11 protein-coding genes are annotated in these 17,185 nt (G+C 65.7%); 9 read left to right on the top strand and 2 right to left on the bottom strand.

Translation table 11 applies throughout. The annotated features are described in order from the left end of the window. Positions 1-3 precede the first annotated feature (3 nt). The 5 genes from HMPREF2808_RS12560 (at position 4) to HMPREF2808_RS12540 (ending at position 12,279) form a co-directional block, all read left to right on the top strand. Positions 4-8,943 (top strand): type I polyketide synthase, encoded by an 8,940-nt coding sequence (locus tag HMPREF2808_RS12560; protein ID WP_070625034.1) that lies wholly within the window; start codon positions 4-6, stop codon positions 8,941-8,943. Between the two features lie 97 nt (positions 8,944-9,040). Beyond that, positions 9,041-10,036: a substrate-binding domain-containing protein gene (locus HMPREF2808_RS12555; protein ID WP_070625032.1), complete on the top strand. Its 996-nt coding sequence runs from the start codon at positions 9,041-9,043 to the stop codon at positions 10,034-10,036. Beyond that, on the top strand, positions 10,033-11,091 hold the full coding sequence (locus HMPREF2808_RS12550) for an ABC transporter permease (RefSeq protein WP_070525336.1): 1,059 nt from the start codon (positions 10,033-10,035) through the stop codon (positions 11,089-11,091). Before HMPREF2808_RS12555 ends, HMPREF2808_RS12550 begins: the two co-directional genes overlap by 4 nt. A gap of 2 nt (positions 11,092-11,093) precedes the next feature. Then, entirely contained in the window at positions 11,094-11,846 is a 753-nt protein-coding gene (locus HMPREF2808_RS12545) for an ATP-binding cassette domain-containing protein (RefSeq protein WP_070525338.1), read from the top strand. Positions 11,847-11,856: 10 nt separating this feature from the next. After that, entirely contained in the window at positions 11,857-12,279 is a 423-nt protein-coding gene (locus tag HMPREF2808_RS12540) for a holo-ACP synthase AcpS (protein ID WP_070624980.1), read from the top strand. Between the two features lie 35 nt (positions 12,280-12,314). On the opposite strand, the gene HMPREF2808_RS12535 is transcribed toward HMPREF2808_RS12540, so the two are convergent. Both HMPREF2808_RS12535 and bcp read right to left on the bottom strand, forming a co-directional pair. Next, the gene (locus HMPREF2808_RS12535) at positions 12,315-12,953 is read right to left on the bottom strand and encodes a TetR family transcriptional regulator (protein WP_070522336.1); all 639 of its coding nucleotides are present in this window, start codon (positions 12,951-12,953) and stop codon (positions 12,315-12,317) included. A 3-nt stretch (positions 12,954-12,956) separates the two neighbouring features. After that, positions 12,957-13,427 (bottom strand): thioredoxin-dependent thiol peroxidase, encoded by a 471-nt coding sequence (gene bcp / locus HMPREF2808_RS12530; protein WP_070530010.1) that lies wholly within the window; start codon positions 13,425-13,427, stop codon positions 12,957-12,959. Positions 13,428-13,614: 187 nt separating this feature from the next. On the opposite strand from bcp, the gene HMPREF2808_RS12525 reads away from it, so the two are divergent. From HMPREF2808_RS12525 to HMPREF2808_RS12510, 4 genes are all read left to right on the top strand, one after another. Further along, positions 13,615-13,893 (top strand): DUF3618 domain-containing protein, encoded by a 279-nt coding sequence (locus HMPREF2808_RS12525; protein ID WP_010191207.1) that lies wholly within the window; start codon positions 13,615-13,617, stop codon positions 13,891-13,893. A gap of 268 nt (positions 13,894-14,161) precedes the next feature. Beyond that, on the top strand, positions 14,162-15,310 hold the full coding sequence (locus HMPREF2808_RS12520) for an ABC transporter substrate-binding protein (RefSeq protein WP_070624978.1): 1,149 nt from the start codon (positions 14,162-14,164) through the stop codon (positions 15,308-15,310). 2 nt (positions 15,311-15,312) lie between these two features. Next, the gene (locus HMPREF2808_RS12515) at positions 15,313-16,428 is read left to right on the top strand and encodes a FecCD family ABC transporter permease (RefSeq protein WP_209167932.1); all 1,116 of its coding nucleotides are present in this window, start codon (positions 15,313-15,315) and stop codon (positions 16,426-16,428) included. Beyond that, positions 16,419-17,180, top strand: a complete 762-nt coding sequence (locus HMPREF2808_RS12510) for an ABC transporter ATP-binding protein (RefSeq protein WP_070624976.1) — start codon at positions 16,419-16,421, stop codon at positions 17,178-17,180. The genes HMPREF2808_RS12515 and HMPREF2808_RS12510 overlap by 10 nt, the downstream gene beginning before the upstream one ends. Positions 17,181-17,185 lie beyond the last annotated feature (5 nt).

The raw sequence follows: 17,185 nt of genomic DNA, 5'->3' as shown, positions 1-17,185 counted from the left end.
CAGGTGTCTGATTTTCACGTCTCTGCGCCTTTGTCGCCTTTGTCTGCGCGCTTGGGCTCCGAGCCCTTTGCGCTGTCTTTCTCCGGTCAGGGTTATGCCTGGCTGCCGACGTTGCGCGATGCCCTCGCCACCGGCGTCCGACCCATGATAGCGGCGTTCCTCTCCGCGGCCGAGGAACTCCTCGCCCCGCTGGAGGAGGAGCTTCTGGCTGCTGCTCCGCACGGGTTTGCCCCTTTGGCCTGGGCAGACGAGGAGCCGGCGTGGGCGCACGCGCTTGCCGACGCCTCGCTTTCCACCCCCGGCATCCTCACCGCGCAGCTAGCGGTCCTCGAATCACTGCGTGCGCAGGGAATAGAACTCGAGGATGCCGTCACCAGCATCGGACATTCCCAGGGCGTGCTTGCCGCGGCGGTCGTTGAGGGACGCATGAGCCCAGCCGAGGCTCTGGCGCTGGCACGCCTCATCGGCGCGGCTCTGGAGACAACCGCACGCAGTGCTGGGCTGGTCCGCACCCCGCAGGGCGCGCCCATGGCGGCGGTGACCGGCGCGACGAAGCAGCAACTACGCGACGCCGGCGCCCATATCGGACTCGATAACGGGCGGGGGCGCTTCGTCATCGTCGGAACACCGGCTGAGCTTTCCCGGGTGAAGGACGCGCTGCAAGAGGACGCGACTCAGGCGGAAGGGGAGGAAGGGAAGCCCGCCGCAGTTACCGTTTCCGACCTTGACGTGTCAGCCGCTTTCCACCATCCCACCATGCAGTGTGCGGTGGAACAGGTGGAAATCTGGGCGGACCGGATCGGACTGGATCCTGAGCCCACCGCGCAGCTCGCGCGGGCGGTATTGTCCGATTACGTGGATTGGCCCGAGCGCGTTGACACAGCGCTTCAGGCCGGGGCGCGTTGGATTCTGGAAATCGGGCCCACCCGTGGGGTGGAGCCGCTGACTCGGGATATCGTGGCCGGGCGCGGTGTGGGCACGCTGGCGGTCGCTGCACCGGAAGGGTTGGCCCAGCTCGTGGAGCCGGGCCGCGCACCCGTTCTGCCGCGCGCGTGGTCCGAGTGGGCACCGCGAGTGGCAGACGGGCGTCTGATGACTGCCTTTACGCAGGCCACCGGTTACTCACCGGTCATGCTCCCCGGGATGACCCCCACCACGGTGGATCCGGCCATCGTCGCCGCGGCCGCCAACGCCGGGCACTGGGCGGAGCTGGCCGGCGGGGGTCAGCACACCGATGACATCCTGCAGGAGAACCTGCATACCCTGCGCCGGCTGCTAAAGCCAGGGGTGAACGCCCAGTTCAATGCGCTGTACCTCGCGGCCTCCCAGTGGCGCTGCCAGATTGAGGGGCCAAACTCGATTCTGCGAGCGCGCGCCGCAGGAGCACCCATCAACGGCGTGGTGATTTCCGCCGGCATTCCTCCTGTGGAGGAGGCGGTAGAGCTGGTGGAAAAGTTCCACACGGCAAACATCCCCTGGGTCGCCTTCAAGCCGGGAACTTCGGCGCAGGTGGAGGAGGTGCTCCGCATCGCCGATGCTCTCCCTCAGGACACCGTAATCATGCAGCTGGAAGGTAGCGCGGCCGGTGGCCACCATTCCCTAGAAGGCCTCGATGAGGTCCTTGTTGCTACCTACGCGCGGATCCGTGAGCGTGACAATGTCCTCCTCGCCGTTGGCGGGGGAATCGGCACCCCGGCGCGTGGCGCGGAGTACCTGCTGGGTACATGGGCGCAGCGCTTCGGCCTGCCCGCGGCGCCAGTCGACGCCATCATGGTGGGCACCGCTGCCATGGCGGCGAAGGAGTCCACCGCATCCGAGTCGGTGAAGCAGGCTCTTGTCGCCGCGCACAGCGGGGACGTTGTGTCGGGCCGCTCGGACCTGGGCGCGGACATTCATGAGCTGGACAATTCCTTCGCCCGCGCCGGGCGCCTGCTGGATGAGGTGGCCGGCGATGCCGCGGCCGTGGAGGCGCGCCGCGCGGAAATCATTGAGGCCATCGGGCGTACGTGCAAGCCCTACTTCGGGGACCTCGATGAGATGACCTATGCCGAGTGGCTGCAGCGCTACCTTGAGCTGTCCTACCTGGACGGCTGGGTCGATGAATCCTGGTTGAGTCGGTTTACCCGCATGGTGGCTCGCGCCGAAGCCCGCCTCCACCCGGCCGATCACGGCGAGATCGAGCTGCGCGTTGAGGTTGACCGCGAGAACCCGGCTGAGGCAGTTGCCCAGCTAACCGAACTCTACGGTGACGCGGCGCTGCACCCGACCGACGCCGCGTGGTTCATTCAGCTCGTGGATGGTCCCGGCAAACCCGCAAACTTTGTGCCGGTCATCGATGCTGACGTACGCCGCCGCTGGCGCCGCGACACCCTGTGGCAGGCACACGATGAGCATTACGAGGCCGATGAGGTCTGCATCATCCCTGGCACGTCAGCCGTTGAGGGAATCGCGCAGGCCAACGAGCTGGTGGCACAGATACTCGGCCGCTTCGAGCAGGCGGTGCTCGGGCTTCTCGACGCCTCCGACGCAGAGTTCGACAAGGGGCTTGCAGGCGAGCTCAACATGAGCGACGAAGAGCTCATCCGCCGCGCCCCGAGCCTGAATTGGGCCGGGCGCGAGCAGCCCAACCCCCTGCGCCTTGGGCTTGATGGCACCGAGCTGGAACCTGCCGGTGACGGCGCCATGTGGTTGACGGTTCCGTTCCACTCTGGAGCTGAGCTGCGCATTCGTATCACTCCGCCGAGCATTCCGGGTGCCTCACCACTCGTTAGGGTCGAGGATGCCGAGACCGCCATGCGGGAGCTGCTGCGCCAGGCCGTCGGCGGTGACCTTCCGGACGTTAGCTCCGGGACCGCGACGGTCAGCGCTCACCTCAGCACCACCGACATCGCCCACTACAGCGCGGTGACCAGCGGGGAGATGAGCGCTACTGTCTCGCCCGATGTCCTCGTCGGCCCCGCCTGGCCGGCCACCTTCGCTGTGCTGGCCGGTGCCCACACGCAGTCAGGGGAGCCGGTAGTGGAGGGCTTTCTCGACCTGGTCCACCTCGAGCACTCGCTGAGCCTCAAACCAGATACCTGGGAGCTGCTTCGGGCCAGCGCCGCGCCGGGCTCCGAGCCTTTGGACCTGCGCTACACCGCTGAGTTGGAGGAGATACGCGATACACCGTCGGGGCGCGTAGTCGACGTTTCTGTCGGCGTGACTACAGCCGTCCGCGGAGAAGAACATGAATTCGCGCAGATGCACGAGCGCTTCCTTATCACCGGGCGCCGCGGTGACGCCGCGCTTGAGACCGTGGGCGCCACAGTTCAAGGCTCACAAGAAAACAGCGCAGAGCTGTCCTTCCGTGAGACACCGCGCTCCTTCCGCCACCGCACCAGCGCTGTGACACCGGAATCCTTGCTGCCTTTCGCCGTGGTCACGGGGGATAGGAACCCCATCCACCTGTCCGCGAGCGCGGCGGCATTGGCGGGGCATCGTGAAGGCCCCATCGTCCACGGCATGTGGACCTCAGCGCTGGCGCAGGCGGCCGCGGCCTTCGACAACTCCCGCGTCCTCGAGTGGTCCGCTACCTGGCTTGCACCCGTGCTGCCGGGCAGTGAGGTGGAGTTTGTGGTGGAACGGGTGGGCGTCGACAAGCGGCGCGGCTACGGTGAGGTCCGCAGCGTGACCGCCACCAGCCACGGCGTGCCGGTGCTGCAGGCGCGAGCAACGATGAGCAGCCCCACCACCTTCTATGCCTTTCCCGGCCAGGGCATCCAGTCCCCGGGGATGGGGATGAAGGACTATGCGGAATCCGCAGCGGCGCGTGCGGTGTGGGAGCGCGCGGACAAGCACACGCGACAGAGCTTGAGCTTCTCCATCCTGGAGATTGTCCGCCACAACCCCGACACCGTGGTGGTGGGTGGTGAGACCTTCACGCACCCGGACGGGGTGCTTTATCTGACGCAGTTCACGCAGGTGGCCATGGCCACCCTGGGCTGCGCACAGATCGCGGCGCTTAAGGAAGCCGGGGTGCTCGATTCCGGTGCCTTCTTCGCTGGCCACTCGGTGGGCGAGTACAACGCCCTGGCCGCCTATGCTGGGGTCCTGTCCTTGGAGGCGGTCCTGGATATTGTTTATGTCCGCGGGCTGACCATGCACCGTCTGGTCGAGCGCGATTCCGCTGGCCAGTCCCTCTATGGTTTGGCGGCGCTGCGCCCGCACAAGATGGGGATGAGCGCGAGCGAGGCCTTCGCCCATGTCGTCCGCGTGGCCGCGGAGACGGGTGAGTTCCTCGAAGTGGTCAACCACAATATCGCCGGGCGCCAATACGCGGTCGCCGGAACGAAGACGGGCCTGGATGCGCTGGCGAGCGACGCCGAGCACCGCGCCCCCGGGCAACGCGCCGTCATCCCCATCCCGGGGATTGACGTGCCCTTCCACTCCTCCCGCTTAGTGGGCGGCGTGGCGGATTTCCGCGCCCACCTCGATGCACTCATCCCTGAAGAGATCAACCTCGACGTGCTGGTGGGGCGCTATATTCCTAACCTCGTGGCGCGGCCCTTCGCGCTCAGCCGCGAGTTCGTGGAGGACATCGCAGAAGTGGTGGACTCGGAGCCTATCGAGGAGATCCTCTCGGATTTCGATGGCGCTATGGCATGCCCGGCGCGCCTGGGCCGCACCCTGCTCATCGAGCTTTTGGCCTGGCAGTTTGCCTCCCCGGTGCGCTGGATAGAGACCCAGGACCTGCTCCTTGGGCAGCTCGACGTGGAGCGTTTCATCGAGGTTGGCGTTGGCACCGCGCCCACGCTGACCAACATGCTGGGCCAAACACTGCGCCTGCCCCAGTATGCGGGCAGCGCAGGCATCGAGGTGCTCAACTACGAGCGTGACCGTGGGCGGGTCTTTGCCGAAGACGCCGAGACGGCACCCGAGTCAGCAGCGAAGGATTCTGCGGACGCCGTCGAAGCACAGGCAGATGAGCCTGAGTCGAGGCAGCCAATTGAGAGCGCACACCGGGAAGACTCCGTGCACGCCCCGCGCGAGGAGGCCCCAGCCGCCGTCGAGGATCTTCCGCTCAGCGTGTACCAGGCCTTGGAAATGCTCATCGCGTTGTGGACGAAGGTCCGCCCTGATCAGATGGCGGCGACCGATTCCATAGAAACCCTCGTGGAAGGCGTGTCCTCCCGTCGCAACCAGTTGCTTGTTGACCTCGGCGTGGAGTTCGGTATCAGCGCCATCGAGAATGCCGCGGACGCACCCATCTCGCAGCTGGCGGAGAGCGTGGCGCGGCGCGCGCCGGGCTATGCAACGTTTGGGGAGGTCCTCGCGGAGCACGTCGCGCAGGCTATCAACCGGCTTACCGGGCCCGCGGGCAAGAAGCCGAGCTACGTGGCCGAGTACGTGAGCAGTACCTGGGGATTGGGCCCGGGCTGGGCCGATCGCGCTATTGCACAGCTGGTCCTGGGCACGCGCGAGGGCTCATCGCTGCGCGGCGGGGAGCTGGCCAGCTTGCCCATGACCGGTGCGGCGTCGGTTGCTGAGCTCGATGCGCTCATCGACGCCTCCGTGAGCGCCGCCGGCGAGCGCGAAGGAGTCTCGCTGCAGAAGCAAGCTTTGGCCACGCCGACCGAGACCGTGGACCCGGAGGCGGTGCGCGCCTATACCGAGCGCCTCGAAGCGGCGCTGGAGGACTCCGCCCGCGCGGCACTCGCCGCCCTGGGCCGCGAGGTGGCGCCAACCGACGAGGTTGAGAGCACTGCGCTTCCGGAGCTGGAGCAGCTCGTTGCAGCGGAGCTCGGCCCGGACTGGCAGCGACAAGTCGCCTCCGCTTTCGATGCGCGCAAGGCAGTGCTTCTCGACGACCACTGGGCCACCGCCCGCGAGGACATCGCCCGCGCGGCCGCCGCCGGGGAAGCCGAGCCCGAGCTGGACGTGCTGGGCACCGGCGAGGAGGTTGCGCTCCTGGCCGAGCACTTCGGCTATGAGGACCTAGCCCGCGATGCCCGCACCCCGGCCGACGGATTGCTCTTCGCCGGCCAGGTGGCCGTGGTGACGGGAGGCTCGCCGGGTTCGATTGCCGCCGAGCTCATCGGCGAGCTGCTCGCGGAAGGAGCGACCGTGATCGCCACGACCTCCCAGCTAAGCCACGAGCGCCTCGAGTTCTATAAGGAGCTCTACCGCAGCCGGGCCGTCGGCGCGGCAGCACTATGGGTCGTTCCAGCGAACCTCAATTCCTTCGCGGACGTGGACGCGCTTGCGGAATGGATTGCGGCGGAGCGCACCGCCACCGTGGGTGGTGAGTCCGTGCGACTGAAGCCGGCTTACGTGCCGGATCTTCTCTTCCCCTTCGCCGCGCCGCGTGTGGCCGGCACTCTTGTGGATGCCGGGGCAGGGGCGGAGTCCCAGATGCGTCTGCTGCTGTGGTCGGTGGAGAAGCTCATCGCGTCGCTGTCCGCCGTGGGCGCGGATACACATGTTGGCCACCGGTTGCACGTGGTGCTTCCGGGCTCGCCGAACCGCGGGCGCTTCGGCGGCGACGGCGCCTACGGCGAGGCCAAGGCGGCCCTCGATGCATTGGTTAACCGCTGGTCTTCCGAGCAATCCAGCTGGGGTGCGCGGACCTCGCTGGTGCATGCCCAGATCGGGTGGGTGCGCGGCACCGGCCTGATGAGTGGCAACGATCCGCTGGTTGCGCAGGTGGAGGCCCGCGGCGTGCGGACCTTCTCGGCGAAGGAGATGGCGGTGCAGCTTATCGACGCCACCGCCTCCCCCCACATCCGCGCCCAGGCAGCGTCCTCACCGCTGAACGCTGACCTCACCGGCGGGCTGGCCGAGGCCGAGCTGGACTTGGCGGAGCTGGCCCGCGCGGCGCAACCCGAGAACAGCGACGCATCGAGCGCAGCCGCTAGTTTGCGCGAAGGGAAGGCGCCGCGAACGGTAAAGGCCCTGCCGAACGTTCTCAGACCTGCCGAGTGCACCAGCCCAGACTTCAACGGCGTGACGCAGTCCCTCGAGGACATGGTGGTCATCGTCGGGGCCGGCGAGCTCGGCCCGCTGGGTTCATCGCGTACTCGCTTTGAGGCGGAGGTCGGCGGTGATCTCTCCGCCGCCGGAGTGCTGGAGCTGGCCTGGAGCCGCGGGCTCATCAGCTGGGATGAGCGCACAGCCGGATGGCTGACGGCCGAAGGAGAGGAGGTAGCCGAGGAAGACGTCTACGCGCGCTTCCACGACGAGGTGCTCGCCGGGATTGGTGTGCGTCGCTTCCACGATGACTTCGGCCCGCACCTGCCCATGGTGGATAACCTCGCGCCCGAGCTGACCACCATCTACTTGGAGAAGCCACTGAGCTTCACTGTGCAGGACGAAGAGACGGCGCGCAGCTTCGTCGACAGCTGCGAGGGCACTACGCTGCGCCGCGTCACTGATGCGACCGGTGAGGATGAATGGCAGGTCACCCGGACCGCGGGCTCGTCGGTGCGCGTACCGCGCCGCGTGGCCATGACCCGCTTTGTGGGCGGCCAGATTCCGGAGGGCTTCGACCCACAGGTCTACGGCATCCCCGCGGACATGGTGGATAACCTCGACCGCCTCGCCCTGTGGAACCTCGTGTGCGCTGTGGAGGCCTTCCTGTCAGCGGGCTTTAGCCCCGCCGAGCTCTTAGCCCACATCCACCCGGCGCGCGTGAGCTCCACCCAGGGAACCGGCATGGCAGGCCAGGAGGCGCTGCGCTCGCTGTACGTCGATAAGCTCTTGGCCCAGCCGCGGCCCAATGACATCCTCCAGGAAGCGCTGCCCAACGTCATTGCCGCGCACGTGATGCAGTCCTATGTCGGCGGCTATGGCCAGATGGTGCACCCCGTGGCCGCCTGTGCCACGGCGGCAGTGTCGGTGGAGGAGGGCGTCGACAAGCTGCGCCTGCGCAAAGCGGACTTCGTCGTGGCCGGCGGCATCGACGCCCTGTCGATTGAGGGAATCACCGGGTTCGGGGACATGGCGGCCACGGCCGATAGCGCGGAGATGGCGGCGAAGGGGATTGAGCATCGGTTCTTCTCCCGCGCTAACGACCGTCGCCGCGGCGGCTTCGTGGAATCCGAAGGCGGCGGAACCATCCTGCTTGCGCGGGGAACCTTCGCGGCCGAGATGGGGTTGCCGGTGCTTGGCGTGGTGGGCTTTGCCGAGTCCTTCGCCGACGGCGCGCACACCTCCATCCCCGCGCCGGGCATGGGCGCGCTCTCGGCGGCGCGGGGTGGGCAGGACTCCCGCCTGGCCCGCTCGCTGAAGGCCCTCGGCGTGGGCGCGGACGATATCGCGGTGGTGTCGAAGCACGATACGTCCACCAACGCCAACGACCCCAACGAATCTGACCTGCACGAGCGCATCGCCGCCGCGCTTGGCCGCAGCCCCGGCAACCCGCTGTATGTGGTTTCGCAGAAGAGCCTTACCGGGCACGCCCAGGGCGGTGCCGCCGCCTTCCAGCTCATCGGTCTGACTCAGGTGTTGCGTAGTGGAGTCCTTCCGCCGAACCGTTCGCTTGATTGCGTTGACCCCGTGCTGCGCCGCCACCCGCACCTGGTGTGGCTGCGCCAACCGTTGGACCTGCGCTGCACCCCGCCGAAAGCCGGCTTGGTGACCTCCCTGGGATTCGGGCATGTCTCCGCCCTCATCGCGCTTGTGCACCCGGGTGCGTTTTATGCCGCGCTGGTTCGTGAGCGGGGTGAGGCCGAGGCCGAAGCATGGCGCTCAGCCGCCGGCGAGCGGGAGCGGTGTGGCTTGCGGCGCCTGGAAAAAGCCATGCGCGGCGGGCCCGCCCTGTACGAGCGGCCGGTGAGCCGCAACCTGGGGGCGGGCACAGCCGCCGAGGTAGCTGAACGCGAGGCCGCAGTGCTGCTAAGCGAGTCCGCGCGCCTGCGCGGAGGCACCTTGGATCCGGAGGGAGGAAGCACGGCTCAACGGGGGTAGCAAACCGTGGAGTATCCCCAGCTTGTACCCTCTGGAACGATAAAGAAGCAGGTCAGACGTGTTGGAGAAGTCCCCCAATCTGGGGCACCATGCAAGGGTGAAAAATGCTAAGAAACCACTGCTAGGTCTCATCTCGGTCGCTGCCGTCGCCGTGCTTACAGCATGTTCGGCCACCGGTGGCGCGCCCCGCCCCGACGCTGACGGCGAGCTAGCCGGTGGCGTCGACACCGAGCGCCTTGTCGTCGCCATGATCTCCCACGGCGCGCCGGGGGATACCTACTGGGACCTCGTGCGCAAAGGCGCGGAGGATGCCGCCCGCAAGGACAATATCGAGCTGCGCTACTCCTCGGACCCGGAAGCACCCAACCAGGCAAACCTGGTGCAGTCCGCCATCGACTCCGGCGTGGATGGCATCGCCGTGACCATGCCCAACTCCGGGGCGATTGGACCTGTGGCCAAGAAGGCTTCCGATGCCGGCATCCCCACCGTGGGGCTTAACGCCGGCATGGATGATTACCAGAAGTACGGCATGAGCGCTTTCTTCGGCCAGGAAGAAAAGGTGGCCGGCACCAAGGCCGGCGAGCGCCTCAAGGATGAGGGCGCCAAGCACGTCTTGTGCGTTATCCACGAGCAAGGCAACTCCTCGCAGGAGTCGCGCTGCGCCGGCGTGAAGAAGGGGCTGGACAACGGCAAGGTTGAGCTCCTGTACGTCAACGGCAAGGATCTGACCGCCGCGCAGTCCACCATTAACGCGAAGCTGAGCCAGGATCCTTCCATCGACTGGGTCATGGCGCTGCAGGCCTCCGTGGCCATGCGCTCCGCCGACGCGGTTGCCGACGCCTCCTCCAAGGCCAAGGTCTCCACCTTCGACACCAACGCCGAGCTTGTCGGAGCCATCGCGGATAAGCGTATCCAGTGGGCCGTCGACCAGCAGCCCTATATGCAGGGCTACCTCGCCGTCGACTCGCTGTGGTTGGCGCACCGCAACGGATCCACCATGGGCGGCGGCCGCCCGGTTTATACCGGCCCCTCCTTCGTGGATTCCACCAACGTGGACATCATCTCCGAATCCGCTAAGGAAGGTCTGCGATGAGCGAAGCCACGACTGCATCCGACGAGGTGCAATCACACCCCGCCGATACCCGCCTGACCCGCCGTAGCGGCTTCGCGCGCCTCATCCGCCGCCCGGAGCTGGCCAGCCTGCTCGGCGCGGTGGTCATCTTCGTCCTCTTCATGATCGTGGCGCCCGCCTTCCGTTCTGTTGAGGCTTTCTCCACGGTGCTTTATGCCAGTTCCACGCTGGGCATCGTGGCCTTGGCGGTGGGCCTGCTCATGATTGGTAATGAGTTCGATTTGTCCTCCGGCGTGGCGGTGACCTCCGCGGCGCTCGTGGCCACCATGCTCAACTACAACTTCCACCTCAACTCGTGGGTCGGCGTGGGCCTTTCCTTGCTGACCGCGCTGGCCATCGGTGCGCTCAACGGCTTCCTCGTGGTGCGCACCAAGATCGATTCCTTCCTTATTACGCTGGCGGCTTTCCTCATGCTGCAGGGCCTCAACCTGGCGATTACCAAGCTGGTGACCGGCCAGGTGGCCACCCCGACCATCGCTGACATGGAAGGATTCAGCTCGGCCCGCGTCATTTTTGCCGGCACCATCCACATCGGTGGCTTGAGCATCCGCGCCACCGTCATCTGGTGGATCCTCTTCGTCGCCATTGCGTCGTGGGTGCTGTACAAGACGCGCTGGGGCAACTGGATTTTTGCTGTCGGCGGCGATGATGAAGCCGCCCGCGCCGTCGGCGTTCCCGTGCGCCGCGTCAAGGTGGCGCTGTTCATGCTCGTCGGCTTCGCGGCGTGGTTCGTGGGCATGCACACCCTCTTTGCCTTCGACTCCATCCAGGCCGGCCAGGGCATTGGTAACGAGTTCCTCTACATCATCGCCGCGGTCATTGGCGGATGTTCCATGACCGGCGGGCGCGGTACGGCGGTGGGCACGGCCATCGGCGCGCTCATCTTCGGCATGACGAACCAAGGCATCGTGTACGCCGGCTGGAACCCCGACTGGTTCAAGTTCTTCCTCGGCGCCATGCTGCTCTTTGCCGTGCTGACGAACACCTCGGTGGCCAACTTTACGAGGAAGCGATAACCATGATTGAGCTGCACGATATTTCCCAAACCTTCGGCAACTTCCACGCCCTGCGCGGCATCAACCTCTCTGTGAAAGAGGGCGCGGTGACCTGCGTGCTGGGTGATAACGGCGCGGGCAAGTCCACGCTGATCAAGATCCTCGCCGGCCTCAACCAGCCCACCGGCGGCACCATCACCGTCGATGGGGAAGAGGTGAACTTCACCAGCCCGCGCGATTCCCTCGACGCCGGTATCGCCACCGTGTACCAGGATTTGGCGCTGGTGCCCTCGCTGTCGGTGTGGCGCAACTTCTTCCTGGGCCAGGAACTCACCGGGGCGCTGGGGAGCTTGCGCGAGGAAGAGATGAAGCGCATTACGCACGAGCAGCTGTCCGAGATGGGCATTGAGCTTGGCGACGTCTCCGTGGAACTCTCCGCGCTCTCCGGCGGCCAGCGCCAGGTGGTGGCGATTGCCCGCGCCATCTACTTCGGCGCGCGCTACATCATCCTGGACGAGCCCACCGCAGCACTCGGCGTGAAGCAGTCGGGCATGGTGCTGCGCTTTATCGACGCCGCCCGCGAACGCGGCATGGGCGTGGTCTTTATTACGCACAACCCGCAGCATGCCTACCTCGTGGGCGATCACTTCATCGTGCTCACGGTGGGGCAGATGTCGCTGGACGCCTCCAAGGAGGAGGTCACGTTGCCGGAGCTGACCCAGTGGATGGCGGGCGGCGACGAGCTGGAGGAGCTCAAACAGGAGCTGGCACGCTAAGCTTGCCCGCATGACAAAAAGTGGCGTGAGCGTGGGCACCGACCTGGTGCACATTCCGTCCTTTGCCCAGCAGCTGGAGGTTCCCGGCACGCGCTTCGCGCAGGTTTTCAGTGCCTCCGAATTGCGCGTGGCGCAGGCGCGGGGGCTGAGCGGTGCTGCCCGCGCGCAGCACCTGGCGGGGCGCTGGGCGGCGAAGGAGGCCTTCATCAAGGCGTGGTCGCAAGCGCTCTACGCGCACCCGCCGGTCATCGCAGAGAAAGCCGTGGACTGGGCGGAGATTGAGGTCCGCCCGGATGCGTGGGGGCGAGTAGCACTCGAGTTGCGCGGTGAGATTGCCCGCCTCGCGCGGGAGTCCTTGGGGGATTTTTCAACTGCGCTGTCCATCAGCCACGATGGTGACTACGCCACCGCCATTGTGTACCTTTCGCGCTAAACACGCCTGGTCGCACCTGACTTCGCTGGGTGCGGCTAGGCGCTCGTGGCAATGGCGAAGAGGTAGGCGATGAGCATGCGCTTAATCTCTTCCACCACGCCATCAAAGCTTTCCTCGGAGCGCATGGTGCTGTAGTTGAGCAGGGAGACCACGGTGTGGACGAGGAAGGCGGCGATCTCCACACGGGCATCGGCGTCCATGCCCTGGGCAAGAGGCTCGATGATTTCCGCGATGGGCTTGAGCAAGCTGAGCTCCGTATCCGCAGCCGTGGCGCGGGTCGCGGGTGTGGACTGCACGGCATGCCACACCGCTCGGCGCGAGGGGTCGTTGCGCCAAACACGAGCCATGCGGTCGATGAATTCTTCGAGGAAGTCCGGCCATTGCAGGGCAGGAACGCGCTGGGAAAAGCGCTCAACCTCAGCCAACATCTCCGCGGTGTCTTGGCGGTCGAGCTCGCAGATCAGCACGTACTTGTTGGCGAAGTACTGGTAGAGCGTGCCAATCGGCACTTCCGCGCGGCGCGAGACTTCGTCGAAAGTAAAGGACTCGAAGCCATAGTCCACGAGCGTCTCCCGCGCGCAGGACAAGATCCGGTCATACTTGGCCCGGCTGCGCGCCTGCGCTGGGCGACGCCTCGGGACCAGAATCTCCGGTGACTTCGAGCTGGATTCCACGGTTTAGTTGAGCCCCTTAAGCACGCGGGCGACGTGGCCGGTGGCCTTGACATTGTACATGGCTTGGCCGATCGTGCCGTCCTCTTCCACAAGGAAGGTAGAGCGGATAACGCCTTGGACGATTTTGCCGTAGTTCTTCTTCTCGCCGAAAGCGGCATAAGCCGTCATGACTTCCTTGTCGGGGTCAGACAGCAACGGGAAGTTCAGCTCGTGGTCCTCGCGGAACTTTGCCAGTGCCTCGGGCTTGTCAGGGGAGATTCCCACCACGGCGATGTTCATGCCATTGAGCTGCTCCAGGCTGTCGCGGAAGTCGCAGGCTTCCTTCGTGCAGCCAGGGGTGTTGGCGCGCGGGTAGAAGTAAACCACGACGCGCTGGCCAGCATAGTCACTCAGACTTACGGTGTTGCCGGCATCATCGCTCAAGGAAAAAGCGGGAGCCTTGTCTCCTACGGACAGTCGTTGTGCTTCAGTCATGGTGTCTACCTTACCGTGCCCTACGGGGAGGCTATCTGGAGAATCTACGCCACCGAGGGTGAAACAAACGTTGGCCAACTCTGCAGGGGAGCTGGCGGTCAATGTAGAATGTCGACGTTAGAACCACAACGGTTAGAAAGACACTAACCGCAACAACACCGAACGAAGCCAAATTCAGGAGATTCACGTGGCACGCAACATTGATGATATCCAGCGCGACATCGAGCGCACCCGCCGTCAGCTGGCTAGCACCTTGGATGAGCTGGCTGATCGCAGCAAGCCGCAGAACTTCGTCGAGGACGCTAAGGGCGCGGCAACCCAGAAGCTGCAGGAGCGCAATGTACAGATGGCGCTCGCCGGCGTTGGTGCAGCCGTCGTAGGCCTTATCGCTTTCTCCGTTTTCCGCTCTAAGCGCCGCAAGTCCGATATCAAGGAGCTGCAGCGCCTGCTCGCTGAGCGTCGCTAGAGCCGGTTAGCGCCGTTGGGCGCGACTGCATACCTAGAGGCCCTGCCTTGGGAAATACCCCGGGGTGGGGCATTTTTGCGCTCCGTATGCGTTACTAGAAGCATTGCCTACCCTGCGCGAACTTTGGGTAGCCTTACATGTCTGTGTAGTATGAACCTCCGAACAGACCATAAGACGAAAGTTTGAAGGAGAAATCGTGCTTCACGTATCGACGCCTGCAAGCCAGGCATCCCGTCCGCGCGCCGGGCGAGTAGTAGGGGCGTGCGCCATGGTGGCGGCGCTGGCCAGCGCGCTGGCGGGCTGTGCCTCCGACAATGCCGATGCCGGCAGCGAGCAGGCCACGGGAGCGCAGGGGACTGCCGCTGTGAGTTTCACAGACCTTGCCGGCCGCCAAGTGGAGCTGGACCACGCGCCGGAACGCATCATCCTGGGAGAGGGCCGCAGCGTCTTTGCCACCGGCATCCTCAACAAGGAAGACCCGCTGGACAAGGTCGTCGCCATCGGATCGGACCTGAAGCAGAATGTGCCCGACTACTACCGCGAGTTGGAAAAGACCACGCCCAAAGTCAACGAGCTGCCGGAAATCGGCGGCTTCACCAAGGGTGACGTGACCGTGGAGGAGCTCATCAGCCTCGACCCGGACCTCATCGTGCTCTCCAAGGATCAGTACGAGGCCTCCCAGACCGCTGGGCTCACCGACAAGCTGGATCAGGCCGGCCTGACCTATGCCGTCACGGACTTCCGCGCCAAGCCCTTGGAGAACACCGTCCCCACCATGGAAATCTTCGCCGATATCTTCGGCCACGAGGACCGCGCGGAGGAGTTCATCGCGGACTGGCAAAAGAACGTGGACCTGGTGACCGAGCGTGCCGCCAAGGTGCAGGACAAGCCCTCCACCTTCGTGTGGCGCGCAGCGGGTGTCTCCGACTGTTGCGGCTCGTGGAATGACTCCAACATTTCTGAGCTGGTCAACGTCGCCGGCGGAAAGAACGTGGCAGACGGCATCATCGAGGGAGAGTCCGGCGCGTTGACCCCGGAGAAGGTCATCGACGCCAATCCCGACATGATCATTGCCACCGGCGGCGACTGGTCCGCCAAGGTCGATAACGCAAAGGGGCACACCGGCTTCGCTGCCGCCGGCTATGGCATCAGCGAAAAGGACGCCCACGACAGCGCCGCTTCGCTGGCCGGCGTCCAACCTGGTTTTGAGGACCTCTCCGCCGTCAAGGAGCATAACCTCCACGGCCTGTGGCACCAGTTCTACAACTCGCCCTTCAACTACCTAGCACTCCTCCAGATCGCCGCGTGGCTCCACCCAGAGGACTACGCAGACGTCAACGTTCAGAAAGAATGGGCCGAAGCCCAAGAGAAATACTCGCCCGTCCCCGGCGACGGAACCTTCTTCAGCACCAACTAGTCATGAGCATTCTCACCTCAACCGCGCGCTCGGCAAGCCCTGAACGGACCACGCGCGCAGAAACCGCGGTGCTTCCCGTGGAGGCCCTCGCACGCGAGCACTCCCGCGTGACCCGCCGCCGTATCGCCATCGTCGCCGGGCTTATCGTCGTAGCACTCGCCGCATTCGTTCTTAGCGTGATCGTTGGCGCCATCGACCTCACCCCGGGGCAGGTGCTGCGGGGGATGGTGGATCCGGGAGGCGTCGACAAGCAAACGCGTACAGTCCTGTGGAGCCTGCGCCTGCCTATGGCCGTCATGGCGCTGCTTATCGGGGCCAGCCTGTCACTGGCTGGCGCGCAGATGCAGACCATCCTGGATAATCCGCTGGCGGAGCCCTTTACCCTCGGCATCTCCGCGGCGGCTGCCTTCGGCGGAGCCAGCGCCATCGTGTTGCGTTGGCAGCTTCTGGCCCAGCCGCAGTTCAACCTCGCGCTCATCGCGTGGCTGTCGGCGGCGCTGGCCACGGCCATCATCGTCGTTGCCGCCGTTATTCGCGGTGCGAAGTCCGAGACGATGGTGCTGCTCGGCATCGGCCTCGTCTTCTTCTTCCAGGCCATGCTGGCGCTCATTCAATACCGCTCTTCCAGCGAGGCTCTCCAGCAGATCGTCTTTTGGTCCATGGGTTCGCTCACCCGCGCTAGCTGGCAGGCCAACGCTGTGCTGGCCGGCGTGCTTGCGGTAGCCTTGCCCATCCTGGGAGCGCTGTCGTGGCGGCTGACGGCGCTGCGGCTTGGCGACGCCCGCGCCACCGCCCTCGGTATCAACACCTCCCGCCTGCGCGTGATCGTGCTCGTCGTGGTCTCGCTCGTCGCGGCCACCACCGTGGCTTTCGCCGGCATCATCGGATTTATCGGGCTGGTGGGACCACACATTGCGCGCATGTTGGTGGGTGAGGACCAGCGTTACTTTGTGCCGGCCTCCATGGCCGCGGGCGCGGCGGTGATGTGCGCCGCCCACGCGCTCAGCCTCCTGATTAAGCCCGGGCTGGCCATCCCCATCGGCATCGTCACCTCGCTTCTGGGCGTGCCGTTCTTCATCGCCATCGTCATGACCCGGAGGAGGGCATTGTGGACGTAGATCTCACCATCTCCGATCTGACCGCCGGTTATGGTTCGCGCACGGTGGTGGACAGGCTGAGCCTTCCCACCCTGCGCGGCGGGCAGGTCGTGGGGCTGCTGGGGCCGAACGCATCCGGCAAGACCACCACCATCAAGACGCTCGCCGGCGTGCACCGCGCGCGGGGTGGCACGGTGGACTTTCGCGTCGACGGCCAGAGCCCGCGCGGACAGCGGCGCCGCCAGCTTATCGGCTATGTGCCGCAGGGCCTGCCGCACACCGCGGCGCTGCGGGCGTTTGAGGCGGTGCTGATTGCGGCGCGGCGCGAAGCTTGCGAGGACCCAATCACTCGCACCGCCGAGGTCCTGCACTCTATGGGACTCGACGACATTGCGCAGCGCTACCTCAATGAGCTCTCTGGCGGTCAGCGCCAGCTCGTCGCCGTGGCGCAGATGTTGGTGGGGACCCCTGGGCTCATGCTTCTCGACGAACCCACGTCCGCCCTCGATCTCAACCGCCAGCTCTTCGTCTTGGGCCGCGTGCGGGCAAAAGCTCGGGAGGAAGGAAGCCTCGCGTTGGTGGCGATTCATGACATCAACCTGGCGGCCCGGATGTGCGATCAGCTCGTCGTGCTCCATGGCGGCAAGGCCCGCGCCCATGGCGCGCCGGGGGAGGTGCTCACGGAGGAGCTCTTGCGCGAGGTATACGGCGTAGAGACGGATGTGCTGGACCACCGCGGGCAACCCGTCGTGGCGCTGCGGGAGGTTAGTTAGACTCG

The sequence above is a fragment of the Corynebacterium sp. HMSC078A10 genome, assembly GCF_001811565.1.
Classification (GTDB): Bacteria; Actinomycetota; Actinomycetes; order Mycobacteriales; family Mycobacteriaceae; genus Corynebacterium; species Corynebacterium hesseae.
Note: the sequence above shows the minus strand (reverse complement) of the source record. Positions and strands in the feature narration are given on the sequence as shown.